This is a genomic window from Drancourtella sp. An57 (assembly GCF_002161525.1).
GTDB lineage: Bacteria > Bacillota > Clostridia > Lachnospirales > Lachnospiraceae > Sellimonas > Sellimonas catena.
In genome coordinates this window covers 58,512-76,764 of sequence record NZ_NFHY01000008.1, presented here as the reverse complement: position 1 = coordinate 76,764, position 18,253 = coordinate 58,512, and the positions used below count along the sequence as shown (strand labels likewise).

Here is an 18,253-nt window from a genome sequence, read left to right as displayed (position 1 = left end):
AGTTGGAAGAATAGAAGGAGGAGTAAGACATGGCAAGAATTAAAGGCGGAATGAACGCAAAGAAGAAACATAATAGAGTATTAAAACTGGCGAAAGGATACAGAGGAGCACGTTCCAAACAGTACAGAGTTGCAAAACAGTCTGTTATGAGAGCTCTTGCAAGCTCCTACGCAGGACGTAAGCAGAGAAAACGTCAGATGCGTCAGCTCTGGATCGCTCGTATCAACGCGGCAGCAAGAATGAACGGATTATCCTACAGCAAGATGATGCATGGATTAAAGGTTGCAGGTGTAGAGATCAACAGAAAGATCCTTGCGGATATGGCAATCAACGATGCGGAAGGATTTACAGCATTAGCAGAACTTGCAAAAGCAAATCAGGCTTAAGATAGAACTGGAAAAACAGAGGAAACCTCCTCTGTTTTTTTGATGCCTGAAAATGTGGTTCCGAGACTGGCTGTATCCGGCTTGCAGGATATGAATAATAAACTGAAATTATGAAATAATAAGAATATATCATTTTTCTTTATTGAAACTCTGTGTTATGATCATCACTGAAAAGAAAATAGAAGCGGAGGAAATAGAATGTACGATATTTGTGTCATTGGAGCGGGGCCGGCAGGAATCAGCAGTGCGGTATATGCCGCAAGCAGAGGGTTAAAAACCATTGTCTTAGAACAGAAAAAGGTAGGAGGACTTCTTGGAAGTGTGTCGACTGTCACTCATTATGCAGGAATTCTTGCGGACGAAACAGGTGAGAGTTTTTCCCTTAGACTGAAGGAACAGGCCGAACGTGCGGGAATCGAAATTGCAATGGAAAAAGTAGTAGAAGCAGATCTTTCCGGAGCGGTAAAACGGATCGTGACAGAAGGAACGACATACGAAGCGAAGGCGGTAATCATTGCAGCAGGAACGACGCCAAGAAAGCTTGGTATTCCGGGAGAAGATACATTTGCGGGACGTGGAACAGGGCTGAATCCGGCAAAAGATGCAAAGAAGTACGAAGGCAGAGAAGCATTTGTTGTGGGCGGAGCAGACGGAGCGGTGAAAGAAGCGCTTTTTCTTTCGAAATTTGCTTCTAAAGTAACGATTATCCACTTTGAAGATACGCTGGGAGCAATTCCGGAATTTACAGAGAAAGTAAAACGGACGGCGAATATGGAGGTGCGCCTTCACAGCAGACTGTCCCGGATTGAAGGAGAGGGGCAGGCGGATCGAATTGTTATTGAAGACGAACATACGAAAGAGCAGGAGTGGATTGAGGCGCCGGGATGTGCGGTCTATATCTATGCTGGTTCAACGCCGAATACATCGCTCTATCCGGAACTGGAGAAAAAAGACGGGTATCTTGTAACCAACGAAAAACAGGAGACGAATCTGCCGGGGGTATATGCGGCGGGGGATATCTGTGTCAAACTTGTACGACAGGCGGCCACAGCAGTAAGTGACGGGGCGGTTGCTGCGATTTGGGCGGCAGCGTACGTCAGAAGCCTGTCATAATAATAAAGAAAGAAGCGAAAAGACAAGCGGAAAGAAAAAAAGATTTCTTTCTGCTTTTTTTTGTTTTGGAGTGCGGAAAGAGTAGAAGCTAAAAATCCTTCCTTTATTCAAAAAAGAAAAAGCTGAAATCCTGCATAAAATGAGGATTTCAGCTGAATAATGAAAAATGCGGAAGATGGGACTTGAACCCACACGACTGCAATAGTCACAAGATCCTTAGTCTTGCTCGTCTGCCAGTTCCGACACTTCCGCATGTGACTGCCTTATCGGCTGTCCGTAGATTATATTACTACAAGTAAAAGAAAATGTCAATATAAAAATTAAAAATAATTGAAAAATGTATATTTTTTAATCAATAGATACAATTTATCATCAGATCGTGCTATAATAGAAAATAACACATTCTGATCAAAAAAGCAGAGCCTGACCTGCAGCACTCTGCTTTCAAGATGCGGAAGATGGGACTTGAACCCACACGACTGCAATAGTCACAAGATCCTTAGTCTTGCTCGTCTGCCAGTTCCGACACTTCCGCATGTGACTGTCTTTCGACCGTCCGAAAGATATATTACTACAGATCAGAGGGAATGTCAACAAAAAAATATAATTATTTTGTAGCATGAGGAGGAAGGACGATGTTAGAGAAAATTGACTTGTCGAAAAAAATGAAGAAACCGGAATACAAAGAAGAGATTCAGACACTTTCGATCAGGCTTGGGGAACTGCAGAGAGCCTGCCAGAGTGCCAAAATTCCGGTGATGATAGTATTTGAAGGCCTGGATGCGTCTGGAAAAGGAGTGCAGATCGGCAAGCTGATCCAGGCATTGGACCCGCGGGGCTTTGAAGTGTTTGCAGTCAAAAAAGAAACAGAAGAAGAAAAGTTCTATCCTTACATGAAGCGTTTCTGGACGAAGATCCCGGAGCGGGGCAAGATATCTATTTTTGACACGAGCTGGTACCGGAAGGTGCTTGGGGAGCGGTTTGAAAATCAGATGTCCAAAGGGGAAGTCGCCAAAGCATACCATACTATCCAGAATTTTGAAAAAGAACTGACTGATGACGGTATGGTGATTATTAAACTTTTCCTTTATATCAGTAAAAGGGAGCAGAAAAAGCGGTTTGAAAAGCTGACATCTTCCAGAGAAAGTGAATGGAGAGTGACAGGAAATGACTGGCGCAGAAACGAGGAATATGATGCATATCTCCAGGTGAACGAAGAGATGCTGGCAAAGACGGATACGGACTTTGCTCCTTGGACGATCGTGGAGGCAACGGATAAGAGATATGCTGCCGTCAAGATTTACAAGACGGTGATCAAGGCTCTGGAAGCTACGGTGGAACGGAAGCCGGAGGAAGAAGAAAAAGCATCGGAACTGGATGAAAAGCCGGTAGAGTCTGTATTGAATAAAGCTGATTTGTCCCTGTCCTACACAAGAGAAGAATATGAGAAGAAAAAGAAAAAGCTTCAGAAAGAACTGACAAAACTTCATGGGGAGTTGTACCGCAGAAGAATTCCGATGATCCTCGGATTTGAAGGGTGGGACGCCGGAGGAAAGGGCGGTGCCATCAAGAGGCTGACTCAGGCACTTGATCCGAGGGGATATGTCGTGATTCCGACGGCAGCTCCGAACGACTGGGAGAAAAAGCATCATTACCTGTGGAGATTCTGGATTAAGATGCCGAAGAAAGGACATATTACCATTTTTGACCGGACCTGGTACGGACGGGTGATGGTGGAACGGATTGAAGGATTCTGCACAAAGCAGGAGTGGAAACGTGCCTATAAGGAAATGAATGATATGGAAGAACAGCTTGCGGATTCCGGCGCGATTGTAATGAAATTCTGGATGCAGATCGATAAAGACGAACAGGAGCGGAGATTTAAAGAACGCCAGGCAAATCCGGCGAAACAGTGGAAGATTACGGACGAAGACTGGAGAAACCGGGAAAAATGGGATCTATATGAAAGAGCTGTTGAAGAGATGCTCGTGAAAACATCAACCCCGTCTGCACCTTGGATTATTGTAGAAGGAAATGATAAGTACTATGCGAGAATCAAAGTGCTTGAGACGGTAGTAGAAGCAATCCGCAGGCGGCTTTCTGAAGAAAAAGAGAAATAAAAAACAGTCTTTCATCGCTTTTTTGAAAAAATTAAAAAAAGAAAAAGGAAATCAACATCTTTTGTCGAATATATAATTTGTAGGAGAATGTACACAGGCAAGAAGGAAGGGAAAGACGTGTATTATTCAGAAGACGTGATAGAAGAAGTAAGAATGAAAAACGATATTATAGACGTGATTTCTTCTTATGTAAGACTGCAGAAAAAAGGAAATTCTTATTTTGGACTTTGTCCGTTTCACAATGAAAAATCCCCGTCCTTTTCTGTCAGCCGGGACAAGCAGATGTACTACTGCTTTGGCTGCGGGGCAGGAGGAAATGTGTTTACATTCTTGATGGAATATGAGCACTATTCGTTTACCGAGGCGCTCCGTTATCTTGCGGACAGAGCGGGAGTGGAGCTGCCGAAGGAACAGTATTCCAAAGAGGCAAAAGAAAGAGCAGATTTAAGAGAGACGCTTCTTGCGATCAACAAGCTTGCAGCAAAATATTATTTTGCACAGCTGAAGTCGGAAAAAGGGCGGCAGGCCTATCAATATCTGACCGACAGAGCATTGACAGAGGAGACCATCGTGCACTTCGGGCTCGGATATGCAAATAAATACAGCGATGATCTGAGCAGATTCCTGAAGTTGAAGGGCTATTCGGATGAGCTGATCGTGCAGTCCGGGCTTGCAAGTGTCGATGAGAAACAAGGAATTCATGATAAATTCTGGAATCGTGTGATGTTTCCGATCATGGACGCAAACAGCCGTGTTATTGGATTCGGCGGCCGTGTCATGGGTGACGGGAAACCGAAATATCTGAACTCCCCTGAGACTCCGATTTTTGATAAAAGCAGAAATCTTTACGGGCTGAACCGTGCAAGAAGTTCCAGAAAGCCTTATTTTCTGCTGTGCGAAGGGTATATGGATGTGATTGCGCTTCATCAGGCAGGATTTACCAATGCAGTTGCCTCCCTCGGGACTGCATTTACACCTGGACATGCATCTTTAATTAAGCGGTACGTTCAGGAAGTATATCTGACTTATGACAGCGATGAGGCAGGAACGAAGGCAGCCCTGAGAGCGATGCCGATTCTGAAAGAGGCGGGCATTACGGCGAAAGTGATCCGGATGGATCCGTATAAGGATCCGGACGAGTTTATCAAAAATCTGGGTGCGGCGGCTTTTGAAGAGCGGATCAGCAAAGCCAGAAACGGGTTTATGTACAGTCTGGAGGTGCTGGAACGTCAGTATGACATGAATTCCCCGGAAGGTAAGACCGGTTTCATGAAAGAGGCAGCGGCAAGACTTGGAGAATTTGAAGAGCAGATTGAAAGGGATAATTATACCGAGGCGGTTGCCAGAGCATATAAAGTAGCCTTTGAGGATCTGAAAAAGCTGGTGGCAAAGACGGCTATAGAGAAGGGGCTGGCAGCACCGGCCAGACGGCCGAAGCAGACTGCGGCTGTCAAGGAGAAGGAAGACGGAAATCTGAAGTCCCAGAAGATCCTTCTGACCTGGATGATTGATGATATGACAGTATTTTCTCAGGTGAAGAATTACATTACACCGGACGATTTCACCGGAAGCCTGTATAAGGAAGTTGCCTCACTGCTTTATGAGCAGTATGAAGAGGGAGATCTCAATCCTGCCCGCATTTTGAATCACTTTACGGATGAGGAAGAGCATCGGGAGGCCGCATCACTGTTTCATACAAAGATTCGTGAGCTATCCACGAAAGAGGAGCAGGAAAAGGCTCTCAAAGAGACGGTGATCAAGGTGAAAAACCACAGTATTGAAGAAGCGGGAAGAGCGCTGGACCCGACGGATATCAAAGGTCTTCAGAAGCTCATGGAAGCCAAAAAGGATCTGCAGAAACTGTATCAGATGCAGATATCCATAAAATAAAAGTATAGAACAAGCGATGAGAGGATGGACAAAAGCATGGAAGAAAACGTAGCAAAATTTGAGGAAAAGCTGAAAGAGCTGGTCGAACTTGGAAAAAAGAAAAAGAAAGTTCTGGAAATTCAGGAGATCAGTGATTTTCTGGCTGATCTGGAATTATCTTCAGAGCAGATGGAAAAGGTGTATGAGTATCTGGAGGCAATGAACATCGATGTGCTGCGTATTGGAAATGATGATGACCTGGACGCAGATATTGACGATCTGATTCTTGCAGAAGAAGAGGAAGAGGTCGATATGGAAAAGATCGATCTGTCTGTGCCGGACGGGATCAGCATTGAGGATCCGGTGCGTATGTACTTGAAAGAAATCGGAAAGGTTCCTCTTTTAAGTGCAGAAGAAGAGATTGATCTGGCCAAAAGAATGGCGGAAGGCGATGAGAGTGCCAAAAAGAGACTGGCAGAGGCGAACCTCCGTCTTGTAGTCAGCATTGCAAAGCGCTATGTCGGGCGGGGAATGCTCTTTCTGGATCTGATTCAGGAAGGTAATCTTGGTCTGATCAAGGCGGTTGAGAAGTTTGATTACCAGAAGGGATTTAAGTTCAGTACCTATGCGACCTGGTGGATCCGTCAGGCAATTACGAGAGCGATTGCGGACCAGGCGAGAACGATCCGTATTCCTGTTCATATGGTGGAGACGATCAACAAACTGATCCGGGTATCCAGACAGCTCCTTCAGGAGCTCGGAAGAGAGCCGCTTCCGGAAGAGATTGCAAAAGAACTGGACATGCCTGTGGACCGTGTCAGAGAGATTTTGAAGATTTCACAGGAACCGGTGTCTCTGGAGACACCGATCGGGGAAGAAGAGGACAGCCATCTTGGTGATTTCATTCAGGATGATAATGTGCCGGTTCCGGCGGAAGCTGCTGCCGCCACACTGTTAAAGGAACAGCTCAATGAAGTGCTGGATACACTGACAGACAGAGAACAGAAGGTCTTAAGACTGCGTTTTGGAATGAACGACGGCCGGGCAAGGACACTGGAGGAAGTCGGTAAAGAGTTTGATGTTACAAGAGAACGTATCCGTCAGATTGAGGCCAAGGCACTGAGAAAACTGCGCCATCCAAGCCGCAGCCGTAAATTAAGAGACTATCTGGATTAGGAGCGGAGCATGGAATTATCAAAGAGACTTCGGGCGGTCGCCGAGCTGGTGACGCCCGGATACAGAGTGGCAGACATCGGGACGGATCACGCGTATGTCCCGATCTGGCTGGTGCAAAACGGACGGATTCCATCCGCGGTTGCGATGGATGTTAACGAAGGGCCGCTCCAGCGTGCCAGAGAACATATCGGAGAATATGGGCTTGAAGAGCAAATCGGGACAAGAAGATCAGATGGACTCAAAGAACTGAGCATCCAGGAAGCAGACAGTATGATCGCCGCCGGAATGGGCGGCGCTCTTATTATACAGATTTTGTCGGCCTGTCCGGAAACGACGGCTTCGCTGAAAGAATGTATTCTCCAGCCGCAGTCGGAGATCGGGAAAGTCCGCCGGTTTCTGATTGAAAACGGATTTTCCATTGAGTATGAGAATATGATATATGAGGATGGAAAATACTACCCGATGATGAAGGCTGTTCCGGGGAAGAGGGAGCAGTTCCCGTACACGGAAGAGGAATATGAGTATGGAAGAGTTCTTCTGAAAGAGAAACATCCGGTTCTCCATGATTTTCTGAAACGGGAAATCCGGATCCGGACGAACATTCTGGAGAATCTGAGGAAGAGCCAGGATCCGTCGGAAAGTTCCAAAGCCCGGATCATAGAGATAGAAAAAGAACTGAAGCAGCTGTATGCAGCAGAAGGCAGGTACCGGTAAAAGGAGAGGCAAGATGAAGGTAAAAGAAATCCGAAATATTTTGGTGGAGGCTGCACCGGAGAGTTATGCGCTTGACTGGGATAACAGCGGTCTCATACTTGGAAGAGAAGAAAAGGAGGTCCAAAAGGTCCTGATTACGGTTGATGTCGATGATGCTGCCGTGGAGACGGCACTGGAAATCAAGGCGGATATGATCCTTTCTCATCATCCGCTTCTGTTCCGGGCTGTGAAGCGGATTACGGATGAAGCGTTTATCGGAAGAAGAATTCTAAAGCTGATACAGGCAGACGTGGCCTACTATGCCATGCATACGAACTACGATATCTGCAGGATGGGGATGCTTGCCGCAGAAAAAATCGGACTGGAAGAGACCGGTCCGCTTGAGGAAACCGGGGAATGGCTGGGGGTTCCGTGTGGAATCGGCGTGACCGGAACGTTGAAAGAGCCGGAGAGCCTTCTTGAATTTGCGGCCAGAATCAGAACACGTTTTGGCCTGGAGGAACTTCGGTGCTTTGGAGCAGACAGGCCGGTCAAAACGGTGGCGGTCTGTCCGGGATCGGGCGAAAGTGTAGTGCAGGAAGCGCTTTTGAAAGGTGCAGATGTATTTCTGAGCGGAGATATCGGTCACCATACCGGAATTGATGCCGATGCCCAGGGGATGGCAGTGCTTGATGCGGGACACTACGGACTGGAATATCTGTTTATGGAGGATATGAAACAGTATCTGGAGGATAAAACGGAAGGCAGAATCGAAGTGATTACCATGCCGAAGCATTTGCCGTATTCCGTGATTTTATAAAGGCTGGAAAGAAGGTGTTAGTTTGCACGATGTACTACAGTATACGGTTACATTTGAAAATGGAGAAACAAAGCAGTATCCGGAAGGAACCACTTTTCTTGAGATTGCAAAAGACAGACAGAAAGAGTACAAAAATGATGTTGTTCTTGTGATTCAGGACGGAAAACTGAAAGAACTGTATAAAACGCTCCGGAAAGATTGCAGGGTCAGGCTTGTCACGACCGGAGAGGACATCGGGTATAAGACCTACAAAAGAAGTATGAGCCTGATGCTTGTAAAGGCGGTCTATGATACAGCCGGACATGATAAGATTCAAAAAGTGCGGATTCATTACTCGGTGGACCAGGGGTATTACTGTACGATTGACGGGGATATCTGTCTGGATGAGGTATTTCTAAACCGTGTTAAAGATACGATGCGAAAGATCGTAGAGGCTGATATTCCGATAGAAAAACGGAATCTCCATACGGATGAAGCGATTGAGCTGTTTCATCAATATGGTATGTATGATAAAGAAGAATTGTTCAAATACCGGAGAAGTTCCAGAGTCAACCTGTACAGGATGGGAGCTTTCGAGGACTATAACTACGGCTACATGGTGCCGTCCACAGGATATCTGAAATATTTTGAACTCTATCCGTATGATGAAGGATTTGTGATCCAGATGCCGAAAATGTCGGATCCGGAACGGGTTCCGCCTTTACAGGTGCGGGAAAAGTTGTTTCAGGTACAGAAAGAATCCATGAAATGGGGTGATCTCCAGGATATTGAAACCGTTGGCGATCTGAACCGCGAAATTGTGCGGGAGGGAGCTCAGAACATGGTACTGGTGCAGGAAGCACAGCAGGAAAAGAAGATTGCTGAAATTGCGGAACAGATCGCAAAAAGAGGTGATGTGAAGTTTGTGCTTGTGGCAGGACCTTCTTCTTCGGGAAAGACGACCTTTTCGCACAGGTTGTCCGTCCAGCTCAGGGTAAACGGCCTGCGTCCTCATCCTCTTGCGGTCGACAACTATTTTGTCAACCGGGAGCACACTCCAAAGGACGAGAAAGGGAATTATGACTTTGAGTGCCTGGAAGCGATTGACGTAGAACAGTTTAATGAAGATCTGAGACGTCTGCTTCATGGCGAAGAGGTGGAAATTCCGACCTTTGATTTTATCACGGGACAGAGGAAATACGAAGGGAAAAAGCTGAAAATGGAGAGCAGGGATATTCTTGTGATTGAGGGAATTCACTGCCTGAATCCAGAGCTTACCAAAGCTCTTCCGAATGAGCGGAAGTTTAAGATTTATATCAGTGCGCTGACACAGCTGAATGTAGACGAACACAACAGGATCCCGACTACGGACGGACGTCTGATCCGCCGGATTGTCCGTGATGCAAGGACCCGGGGCACTTCCGCGGCAAGAACAATTGCCATGTGGTATTCGGTCAGAAGGGGGGAAGAGCGAAATATTTTCCCGTTCCAGGAGGAAGCGGACATCATGTTTAACTCGGCCCTGATTTACGAACTTGCGGTATTAAAACAGTATGTGGAACCACTGTTATTTCAGATTACACCGGAAATGGAAGAATTCCATGAAGCCAAGCGGCTTTTGAAGTTTCTGGACTATTTTCTCGGGATCGGAACAGAGAGGATTCCGGCAAACTCCCTGTTGCGGGAGTTTATCGGAGGCGGATGCTATGATCTTTAAAGAGTATTCAGAGAAACAGACGGGAAGAAAGAACGCATATCATCCGGCAGCGGGGCGGTAAAGGAAAGAGGATGCCCCGTAACAGGATGGAGAAAAGAGAGACGGCAGGAGTGAAGCGCCTGCCGTTTTATTTTTGTGTAATCCGGACAGTAAAGAAAGTCGCCGGGCAGAGGATGCCCAAGATATTTCATGTGGACACGGATCTGATGGGTACGCCCTGTGTCAAGGCGGAGCCGGACGAGGGAATATCCGCCCTCGGAGTAAAGGAGTTCATAATGGGTACGGGCCGGTTCACCGTGTTCAAAGTCCACCCGGCGTTCGATGGTAGATCCTTCTTTACGTCCGATTGGAGCATCGATGATTCCGGAAACATCCGGAGTGCCTCTGACAACTGCAAGATACTCCCGCTTAATCTGGCGGGCAGAGACCATCCGGGAAAGAAGGGCAGCGCTGTAGGCATGCCTGGCAAGGATGAGAAGTCCAGTTGTGTCCCGGTCCAGACGGTTGATACAGCGGTACACAAATGATTCCCCTTTTTCTTTGAAATACCAGGCGGCAGCATTGGCGAGAGTATTCTCGTAATTTCCCTGAGACGGATGAATCGGCATGTCAGCCGGTTTGTTCACGACAAGAAGATCTTCATCCTCGTATACAACCGGAAACGGAAGCGGACGCGGAACAATATGATCGGAAGAACTGTCTTCGACAATCCGCACCTGAAGGCAGTCGCCCGGCAGGAGTGGATCGTGTGCTCGTGCCCAGACACCGTTTTTTAGAATTCCCTCCGGAGTTTTTTTGAGGGAGACGATGACAGCATGAGAATATCCCCTGCTTTTCAGAAAGCTTTGGACGGTAAGCGGCGCAGCCGTACCGTCCGTTTCTTGTATGATATAGGTCAGTTCTCTTTTCATAAAGGACTTCCTTTCTCTCGTTTGAGCGTAAGATTACCGGTAAATCCGGAGAAGATGATCCATGGAGGCGCTCATGTTCCGAAGCAGCAGATCCACGGTGGTAAGCGCTGCCATGGATTCCACAACGACAACGGCCCGCGGAACAATGATCGGATCATGTCTTCCTTTGACAGAGATGTCAACCTCTTCCATAGAGGAGTTGACCGTCTGCTGCAGAGAGGAGATGGAAGGAGTCGGCTTGATGGCCGCACGGAAAATGACAGTGCTTCCGTCACTCATCCCTCCAAGTGTTCCGCCGGAATGATTTGTCTTCTTGGTGATCTGTCCGTCTTTCAGGCAGAAAGCGTCATTGTTTGTGGAACCGTTTGAACGGGCGGCTTCAAAGCCATCTCCGATTTCAAATCCTTTGACAGCTCCGATGGAAAGAACTGCGTGGGCAAGGAGGGCGTCCAGCTTGTCAAAAACCGGTTCGCCGATGCCGGCAGGAAGTCCCGCGATCTGACATTCGATAATGCCTCCTGCGGAATCCTGGTTTTCCATACAGGTACGCAGATATTCTTCCGCTTTTTGAGAGTATCCCAGATGAGGCATACAAAGCGGACTGCTTTTCAGAACGGAAAAGTCGTACTCATCAGCAGGGATGGTGTATGGACCGATCGCTTTCGTATATGCCTGAACCTGGATGCCGAGATTTTTCAGAAGGAGAGAAGCAATGGCGCCGGCAGCAACACGTCCGATCGTTTCTCGTCCCGAGGAACGTCCGCCGCCCCGGTAATCCCGGAATCCGTATTTTGCATCGAAGGTATAATCCGCATGACCGGGCCGGTAACAGTCTTTGATCTGAGAATAGTCATGGGAGCGCTGGTCCTGATTCCGCACGAGAAGGGAGATTGGTGTACCGGTTGTCTTTCCCTCAAACACGCCGGAGAGGATTTCCACTTCGTCTGCTTCCTTGCGCATGGTAGAGTAAGCATTCTGTCCCGGTTTTCTGCGGTTTAAAAAGGCCTGAATATCGGAAGGGGAGAGTGCAAGCCCTGCCGGGCAGCCGTCTACTACGACACCGATGCCGGCTCCGTGGGATTCTCCCCATGTTGTAATCTGAAAAAGAGTTCCAAAAGATGATCCTGCCATAATGATACCTCCAAATATACAAAATAATCTGAATAAACTTCTATCTATTATATAGAAGCACTGAAAAAACTGCAATCGAAATTTGAGGGAAAACGCCGAAAAGTAAGTAGGATATACGACAAGATTCAACAAATTTTCACTGTACTTTTCCACATAGACATATTATAATAGCGATGTATAAGGTAAAATAGTAAGGGGTAGATATTGAATGAAGAAAAACGAAAATATTCCGGAAGAAGAACTCCGGATTTCGGATCAGGATCATACAATGGACAGTGAAAATGAAATAGCAAGAAAGACGAGAATCAAACATAGACGGGGACCAAGGAAAAAGAAAGAGAAACGCCGGATATCCAAGGCGGCAAAGAAACGGATCGCGATTACCTGCGGCAGCATTGTCGGAATTGTAGCGGTTGCCTATTTTGGCGGAGTGATCTTTTTTCAGAGCCATTTCTATCCGGGAACAACGATCAACGGTAACAGCTTTTCACTCAGAAGCGTTCATGATGCGGAGGATTATATGGCAGAGCAGGTTGCCGGATACACGTTGACATTAAATGAAAAAGACGGAGGAACGGAGACGATCTCCGGAAAAGATATTGACATCTCCTATCAGGAGAGCGGTGCTCTTGAGAAAGTCAAGGAGGAGCAGAATCCATTTCTCTGGCCGACGGCACTGTGGACAAAATCCGATGTCACAACGGAAGTCGGAATCGAATATAATGAAGAAAAGCTGGCAGGGTTTGTTTCCATGCTGAAGTGCGTGACTTCCGCAGGCCAGACTGCCTCAGAAAATGCACATCCGGTATATGACGGAAACCAGTTTGTCATCCAGGAGGAAGTAGTCGGAAACCAGGTGAATCAGGAGACGCTTCTTCAGAAGGTAAAAGAGTCCGTAAGCGGCTTTAATCAGGAAATGAATCTGGAGACGGAAGGATGCTATATCACACCGGCTTACACGAAAGATTCTCCGGAAGTGCAGGCTGCGGTTGATACCATGAATAAGTATCTCCAGAGCAAGATTACATATGATCTGTCACCAAAGACAGAAGTAGTAGATAAGACGCTTATTTCCCAGTGGCTGACGGTTGATGAGAATATGCAGGTGACATTCAATACCGATCAGGTGAATGCCTATATTGCGCAGCTTGCTACAAAGTATAATACAGTTGGAACGACGCGGACATTTGTGACGGGCCGCGGAGATACAGTGCAGGTATCCGGAGGTGACTTTGGCTGGTATTTAAATCAGGAAGACGAGTATGCGGCTCTGGTTGCGAATATTCAGAGCGGCGAAGAAGTTTCAAGGGAGCCGAAATGGTCCAGAAGAGGAGCGGATCACGGAGACGACAATGACTACGGAGACACTTACGCGGAAGTGGATCTGACGACACAGAAATTCTGGTTTTTCCAGAACGGAGAAGTGATCATGAACTGTGATATTGTCAGTGGAACTCCGAATGGAGAAGATGACACACCGCAGGGAAGCTATGACCTGACTTACAAGACCAAGAATGCAGTACTTCGTGGAGAACTGCTTGCAAACGGAGAGTATTCCTATGAATCTCCGGTGGCATTCTGGATGCCTTTCAATGGAGACATCGGATTCCATGATGCGTCCTGGCAGACACGATTCGGAGGGGACTGGTACCTGAACCATGGTTCCCACGGATGTATCAATATGAAATACGATGATGCGGCAAAGCTTTATGATCTGATCAATGAGACGACACCGATCATCTGTCATTTCTAAACCAGATTTCAGAACGGAGCAAAGAAAACATGTATGAATTGTTAAAAAGAGACGGCCTCGCAAAAAGGGGCCGTTTTACAACGGTACACGGTGTTGTTGAAACACCGGTGTTTATGAATGTGGGGACGGCTGCCGCCATTAAAGGAGCAGTGTCCACCGATGACTTAAGAGAGATCAAAACCCAGGTGGAGCTTTCCAATACCTATCATCTCCACGTAAGACCGGGCGATGAGGTGGTAAAAAAACTTGGAGGGCTGCATAAGTTTATGGTATGGGACAAGCCGATTCTGACGGATTCCGGCGGATTTCAGGTGTTTTCCCTTGCGGGCCTCAGGAAGATCAAGGAGGAAGGAGTACATTTCCATTCTCACATTGACGGGAAGAAGATTTTTATGGGACCGGAGGAGAGTATGCAGATCCAGTCCAATCTGGCATCCACCATTGCTATGGCGTTTGACGAATGCCCGGCCAGTACAAAAGACCGGGATTATATTGAGCGTTCTGTCGCGAGAACATCACGGTGGCTTCGCAGATGTAAGGCCGAGATGGAGCGGCTGAACAGTCTTCCGGATACGATCAATCCGCATCAGCTGCTGTTCGGAATCAATCAGGGCGGAATTCTGGAGGATGTCCGGATTGCACATGCGCAGGAAATCGCAGAGCTTGATCTTCCGGGATATGCCATCGGAGGACTTGCGGTAGGAGAATCTCATGAGGAGATGTACCGGATTCTGGATGCCGTTGTTCCTTATCTGCCGCTTGAAAAACCAACGTATCTGATGGGAGTCGGTACCCCTGCAAATATTCTGGAGGCAGTGGACCGGGGCGTTGACTTTTTTGACTGCGTTTATCCGACACGAAACGGCCGGCACGGCCATGTGTACACGAATCATGGCAAACTGAACCTTTTCAATGCCAAATATGAACTGGATGACCGCCCGATTGAAGAAGGCTGCGGATGCCCGGTATGCCGGAAATATTCCAGAGCCTATATCCGTCACCTTCTGAAAGCAAAGGAGATGCTCGGCATGCGGTTCTGCGTACTTCACAACCTGTATTTTTACAATACAATGATGGAAGAAATCCGTGCCGCAATCGAAGAAGGCCGCTACAAAGAATATAAAAAGCAGAAACTTGAGGGAATGGCGCAGGGACAGAAAGGATAAAACCTGATAAAATTCCCAAAAGTACTTGATGAAACGGGAAAAATTGTGTATGATAGCAATAGTGTTTAGCTAGAAATTAGGAGGAAAGAATGATGGAATACACGTTACTTACAGAGTCAAGCGGAGGCATTTTCTCAAACCCGCTGTTTTTGATCCTTTTTTATGTAGTTGTTCTTGGCGGACTCTGGTTCATTCTGATGAGACCGCAGAAGAAAGAGCAGAAGAGGGTAGCGGCGATGATCGCTGATATGGAAGTTGGAGATACTGTTCTGACGACAAGTGGATTTTACGGAGTAGTGATCGATATCACAGAAGAAGATGTGATCGTAGAGTTCGGAAATAATAAAAACTGTCGTATTCCGATGCAGAAGGCTGCTATCATGCAGGTAGAAAAGCCTGGTGCAGGTGAAACAAAATAATGATAAGTCAGTGAAAAGAAAAGCAGATTCCGTTTTAGAGGGATCTGTTTTTTGTTGTTGAAAAAAGCCTCAGGCAGGTGGTTTTCATGGAGAAAACGGGTGGAAAAGGCACTTTTACGAGGTAAAGGGTTGAAACAAAAACAAAAATATTATATGATATTCTGTAACAGATTTTCTGGGAGGGATAGCAATGAAATTAAACATAGGAATTATAAAAGGAGACGGAATCGGCCCGGAAATTGTCACGGAGGCCATGAAGGTTCTGGATAAAGTAGGAGAGATATACGGACATACCTGTGATTACACGGAGCTTCTTCTGGGAGGCGCATCCATCGATGTGCATGGAGTGCCGCTTACAGATGAGACGGTGGAAAAGGCAAAAGCATGTGACGCTGTACTGATGGGGTCCATCGGAGGCGATGCAAAGACTTCCTCATGGTATCAGCTGGAACCGTCCAAAAGGCCGGAGGCAGGACTGCTTCGGATTCGTAAGGAGCTTGGCCTTTTCGCCAATTTAAGACCGGCAGTTCTCTATGAGGAACTGGAAGGGGCATGTCCTCTGAAACCGGAGCTCACCGAAGGCGGATTTGATTTTATGATTATGAGAGAACTGACGGGCGGACTGTATTTTGGTGAAAGAAAGACAGAAGAAAAGGATGGTGTCATGACCGCGGTGGACACACTTTCCTATAATGAAAATGAAATCCGCAGGATTGCAAAGCGCGCATTTGACATTGCCGGGAAACGTTCCCGCAAGGTGACAAGTGTGGATAAGGCAAATGTTCTGGATTCCTCCAGACTGTGGAGAAAGGTGACAGAAGAGGTGGCGGCAGAGTATCCGGACGTGACGCTGGAACATATGCTTGTTGATAACTGTGCGATGCAGATCGTAAAAAATCCAAAGCAGTTTGATGTGATTCTGACAGAGAATATGTTTGGAGATATTTTATCCGATGAAGCCAGCATGGTGACTGGATCTATCGGAATGCTGGCAAGCGCAAGCCTTAATGACAGTAAATTCGGCCTGTATGAGCCGAGCGGAGGATCCGCGCCGGACATTGCAGGAAAGGGAATCGCAAACCCGATTGCCACAATCCTTTCCGCAGCAATGATGCTTCGTTTCTCCTTTGATCTTGATAAGGAAGCGGACGCGGTAGAGAGGGCAGTGGATCAGGTTTTGAAAGACGGATACCGGACAGGAGATATCATGTCTGCAGGATGTACACAGGTCGGCACAAAGGAAATGGGAGATCTGATCTGTGAAAGAATTCAGGCATAATGACTATAGAAACAGAGTAAGGACAGGAGGAAGAAAGATGAGAAGTGATACTGTAACAAAAGGAAGCCAGCAGGCGCCGCATCGTTCTCTGATGAATGCGCTGGGACTGACAAAAGAAGAGATGGAACGTCCGCTTGTAGGAATTGTAAGCTCTTATAATGAGATCGTGCCGGGACATATGAATCTCGATAAGATTGTGGAAGCAGTCAAAATGGGAGTTGCCATGGCTGGAGGGACCCCGATCGTATTTCCGGCGATTGCAGTCTGTGACGGGATCGCCATGGGACATATCGGAATGAAGTATTCTCTTGTGACGAGAGATCTGATTGCAGACTCTACGGAAGCGATGGCTCTGGCTCATCAGTTTGATGCCCTTGTCATGGTTCCAAACTGTGATAAAAATGTGCCGGGTCTTCTGATGGCGGCGGCCCGGATCAATATTCCGACTATTTTTGTCAGCGGCGGCCCGATGCTTGCCGGACATGTGAAAGGAGAGAAGAGAAGTCTTTCCAGCATGTTTGAGGCGGTTGGAGCTTATGCGGCTGGAACGATTACAGAAGAAGAGCTGGATGAGTTTGAATGTAAAGTCTGCCCGACATGCGGTTCCTGTTCCGGAATGTACACGGCCAACAGTATGAACTGTCTGACAGAGGTGCTTGGAATGGGCTTAAAGGGCAACGGTACCATCCCGGCAGTTTACTCCGAGAGAATCCGTCTTGCAAAACATGCGGGTATGCAGGTGATGGAGCTCTGGAGAAAAAATATCTGTCCTCGTGACATTATGACCAGGGAAGCCGTTTTAAATGCCCTGACAGTGGACATGGCCCTTGGATGTTCCACAAACAGTATGCTTCACCTTCCGGCAATCGCCCATGAGATTGGAATGGATTTTGAGATTGATTTTGCAAACGGAATCAGCGAGAAGACACCAAACCTCTGTCATCTGGCACCGGCAGGACCGACATATATAGAGGACCTTAATGAGGCGGGCGGCGTTTACGCAGTCATGAATGAGCTGGACAAAAAAGGGCTTCTCTATACAGACTGCATGACGGTGACCGGAAAAACAGTGAAAGAAAATATCGCAGGATGTATCAATAAAAATCCGGAAGTCATAAGACCGGTAGATCACCCATATAGTGAGACGGGAGGCCTTGCCGTTCTGAAAGGGAATCTTGCTCCGGACGGAAGCGTGGTAAAACGTTCGGCGGTAGTAGAAGAAATGATGGTTCATGAGGGACCTGCCAGAGTCTTTGACTGTGAAGATGATGCAATCAAGGCAATCAAAGGCGGAGAGATTCATCCGGGTGATGTAGTGGTTATCCGCTATGTCGGACCAAAAGGCGGACCGGGAATGCCGGAGATGCTCAATCCGACATCCGCAATCGCGGGAATGGGACTTGGATCCAGCGTTGCCCTGATTACAGACGGACGATTCTCAGGGGCATCCAGAGGCGCGTCTATCGGACACGTATCGCCGGAGGCGGCAGTAGGCGGACCGATAGCACTCGTAGAAGAGGGAGATATCATTAAGATTGACATTCCGGGACTGAAACTGGAACTGGATGTTCCGGAAGAGGAGCTGGAAAGAAGACGCAAGGCATGGCAGCCGAAAGAGCCGGAGGTCAAGACCGGTTATCTGGCACGGTATGCAGCCATGGTAACAAGCGGAAACAGAGGAGCGATCCTGGAGATTCCGAAAAACTAGACGAAAGGAAGAA

15 protein-coding genes and 2 tRNA genes are annotated in these 18,253 nt (G+C 47.3%); 13 read left to right on the top strand and 4 right to left on the bottom strand.

All coding sequences use genetic code 11. From position 1 onward, the window contains the following. Nucleotides 1-29 precede the first annotated feature (29 nt). On the top strand, nt 30-386 hold the full coding sequence (gene rplT / locus B5G11_RS08100; RefSeq protein WP_087168253.1) for a 50S ribosomal protein L20: 357 nt from the start codon (nt 30-32) through the stop codon (nt 384-386). Nucleotides 387-584: 198 nt separating this feature from the next. Next, nucleotides 585-1,499, top strand: coding sequence for an NAD(P)/FAD-dependent oxidoreductase (locus B5G11_RS08095; RefSeq protein ID WP_087252789.1), 915 nt, complete (start codon nt 585-587; stop codon nt 1,497-1,499). Between the two features lie 167 nt (nt 1,500-1,666). Here the strand turns inward: B5G11_RS08095 and B5G11_RS08090 are convergent. Further along, nucleotides 1,667-1,751: transfer RNA gene (locus B5G11_RS08090), tRNA-Leu, on the bottom strand. Nucleotides 1,752-1,949: 198 nt separating this feature from the next. After that, a tRNA-Leu gene (locus B5G11_RS08085) sits at nt 1,950-2,034 on the bottom strand. Between the two features lie 100 nt (nt 2,035-2,134). On the opposite strand from B5G11_RS08085, the gene pap reads away from it, so the two are divergent. The 6 genes from pap (at nt 2,135) to B5G11_RS08055 (ending at nt 9,873) form a co-directional block, all read left to right on the top strand. Continuing rightward, the gene (gene pap, locus B5G11_RS08080; RefSeq protein ID WP_087252788.1) at nt 2,135-3,619 is read left to right on the top strand and encodes a polyphosphate:AMP phosphotransferase; all 1,485 of its coding nucleotides are present in this window, start codon (nt 2,135-2,137) and stop codon (nt 3,617-3,619) included. 117 nt (nt 3,620-3,736) lie between these two features. After that, complete coding sequence (gene dnaG / locus B5G11_RS08075; RefSeq protein ID WP_087168284.1) at nt 3,737-5,509, top strand: DNA primase; 1,773 nt, start codon at nt 3,737-3,739, stop codon at nt 5,507-5,509. Between the two features lie 36 nt (nt 5,510-5,545). Next, a complete protein-coding gene (rpoD, locus tag B5G11_RS08070) occupies nt 5,546-6,664 on the top strand; it encodes an RNA polymerase sigma factor RpoD (RefSeq protein WP_087168250.1) in 1,119 nt (372 codons plus the stop codon). A gap of 9 nt (nt 6,665-6,673) precedes the next feature. Next, a complete protein-coding gene (locus B5G11_RS08065; RefSeq protein ID WP_087168249.1) occupies nt 6,674-7,378 on the top strand; it encodes a class I SAM-dependent methyltransferase in 705 nt (234 codons plus the stop codon). Nucleotides 7,379-7,391: 13 nt separating this feature from the next. Then, the gene (locus B5G11_RS08060) at nt 7,392-8,177 is read left to right on the top strand and encodes a Nif3-like dinuclear metal center hexameric protein (protein WP_087168248.1); all 786 of its coding nucleotides are present in this window, start codon (nt 7,392-7,394) and stop codon (nt 8,175-8,177) included. 22 nt (nt 8,178-8,199) lie between these two features. Beyond that, a complete protein-coding gene (locus B5G11_RS08055; RefSeq protein WP_087168247.1) occupies nt 8,200-9,873 on the top strand; it encodes a nucleoside kinase in 1,674 nt (557 codons plus the stop codon). On the opposite strand, the gene B5G11_RS08050 is transcribed toward B5G11_RS08055, so the two are convergent. Beyond that, nucleotides 9,870-10,784, bottom strand: a complete 915-nt coding sequence (locus B5G11_RS08050) for an RluA family pseudouridine synthase (RefSeq protein WP_087168246.1) — start codon at nt 10,782-10,784, stop codon at nt 9,870-9,872. The genes B5G11_RS08055 and B5G11_RS08050 overlap by 4 nt on opposite strands. A 33-nt stretch (nt 10,785-10,817) precedes the next feature. Next, nucleotides 10,818-11,915, bottom strand: a complete 1,098-nt coding sequence (gene aroC / locus B5G11_RS08045) for a chorismate synthase (RefSeq protein ID WP_087168245.1) — start codon at nt 11,913-11,915, stop codon at nt 10,818-10,820. A 208-nt stretch (nt 11,916-12,123) separates the two neighbouring features. On the opposite strand from aroC, the gene B5G11_RS08040 reads away from it, so the two are divergent. The 5 genes from B5G11_RS08040 (at nt 12,124) to ilvD (ending at nt 18,240) form a co-directional block, all read left to right on the top strand. Continuing rightward, complete coding sequence (locus B5G11_RS08040; protein WP_087168244.1) at nt 12,124-13,668, top strand: peptidoglycan binding domain-containing protein; 1,545 nt, start codon at nt 12,124-12,126, stop codon at nt 13,666-13,668. Between the two features lie 29 nt (nt 13,669-13,697). Next, nucleotides 13,698-14,834, top strand: a complete 1,137-nt coding sequence (gene tgt / locus B5G11_RS08035; protein WP_087168243.1) for a tRNA guanosine(34) transglycosylase Tgt — start codon at nt 13,698-13,700, stop codon at nt 14,832-14,834. A 92-nt stretch (nt 14,835-14,926) separates the two neighbouring features. Then, complete coding sequence (gene yajC / locus B5G11_RS08030) at nt 14,927-15,253, top strand: preprotein translocase subunit YajC (protein ID WP_087168242.1); 327 nt, start codon at nt 14,927-14,929, stop codon at nt 15,251-15,253. Nucleotides 15,254-15,443: 190 nt separating this feature from the next. Then, nucleotides 15,444-16,532, top strand: coding sequence for a 3-isopropylmalate dehydrogenase (gene leuB, locus B5G11_RS08025; protein ID WP_204229581.1), 1,089 nt, complete (start codon nt 15,444-15,446; stop codon nt 16,530-16,532). A gap of 37 nt (nt 16,533-16,569) precedes the next feature. After that, nucleotides 16,570-18,240 carry a dihydroxy-acid dehydratase gene (gene ilvD / locus B5G11_RS08020; RefSeq protein ID WP_087252787.1) on the top strand — a complete coding sequence of 557 codons (1,671 nt, stop codon included), beginning with the start codon at nt 16,570-16,572 and terminating at the stop codon, nt 18,238-18,240. The last annotated feature ends 13 nt before the right edge of the window (nt 18,241-18,253 follow it).

Bases quoted from the DNA above. Each gene is read 5' to 3' on its own strand.
- aroC (WP_087168245.1), bottom strand. From the start codon at position 11,915: ATGGCAGGATCATCTTTTGGAACTCTTTTTCAGATTACAACATGGGGA.
- B5G11_RS08065 (WP_087168249.1), top strand. From the start codon at position 6,674: ATGGAATTATCAAAGAGACTTCGGGCGGTCGCCGAGCTGGTGACGCCC.
- ilvD (WP_087252787.1), top strand. From the start codon at position 16,570: ATGAGAAGTGATACTGTAACAAAAGGAAGCCAGCAGGCGCCGCATCGT.
- B5G11_RS08095 (WP_087252789.1), top strand. From the start codon at position 585: ATGTACGATATTTGTGTCATTGGAGCGGGGCCGGCAGGAATCAGCAGT.
- tgt (WP_087168243.1), top strand. From the start codon at position 13,698: ATGTATGAATTGTTAAAAAGAGACGGCCTCGCAAAAAGGGGCCGTTTT.
- B5G11_RS08060 (WP_087168248.1), top strand. From the start codon at position 7,392: ATGAAGGTAAAAGAAATCCGAAATATTTTGGTGGAGGCTGCACCGGAG.
- B5G11_RS08040 (WP_087168244.1), top strand. From the start codon at position 12,124: ATGAAGAAAAACGAAAATATTCCGGAAGAAGAACTCCGGATTTCGGAT.
- yajC (WP_087168242.1), top strand. From the start codon at position 14,927: ATGGAATACACGTTACTTACAGAGTCAAGCGGAGGCATTTTCTCAAAC.
- B5G11_RS08050 (WP_087168246.1), bottom strand. From the start codon at position 10,784: ATGAAAAGAGAACTGACCTATATCATACAAGAAACGGACGGTACGGCT.
- pap (WP_087252788.1), top strand. From the start codon at position 2,135: ATGTTAGAGAAAATTGACTTGTCGAAAAAAATGAAGAAACCGGAATAC.
- rplT (WP_087168253.1), top strand. From the start codon at position 30: ATGGCAAGAATTAAAGGCGGAATGAACGCAAAGAAGAAACATAATAGA.
- rpoD (WP_087168250.1), top strand. From the start codon at position 5,546: ATGGAAGAAAACGTAGCAAAATTTGAGGAAAAGCTGAAAGAGCTGGTC.
- leuB (WP_204229581.1), top strand. From the start codon at position 15,444: ATGAAATTAAACATAGGAATTATAAAAGGAGACGGAATCGGCCCGGAA.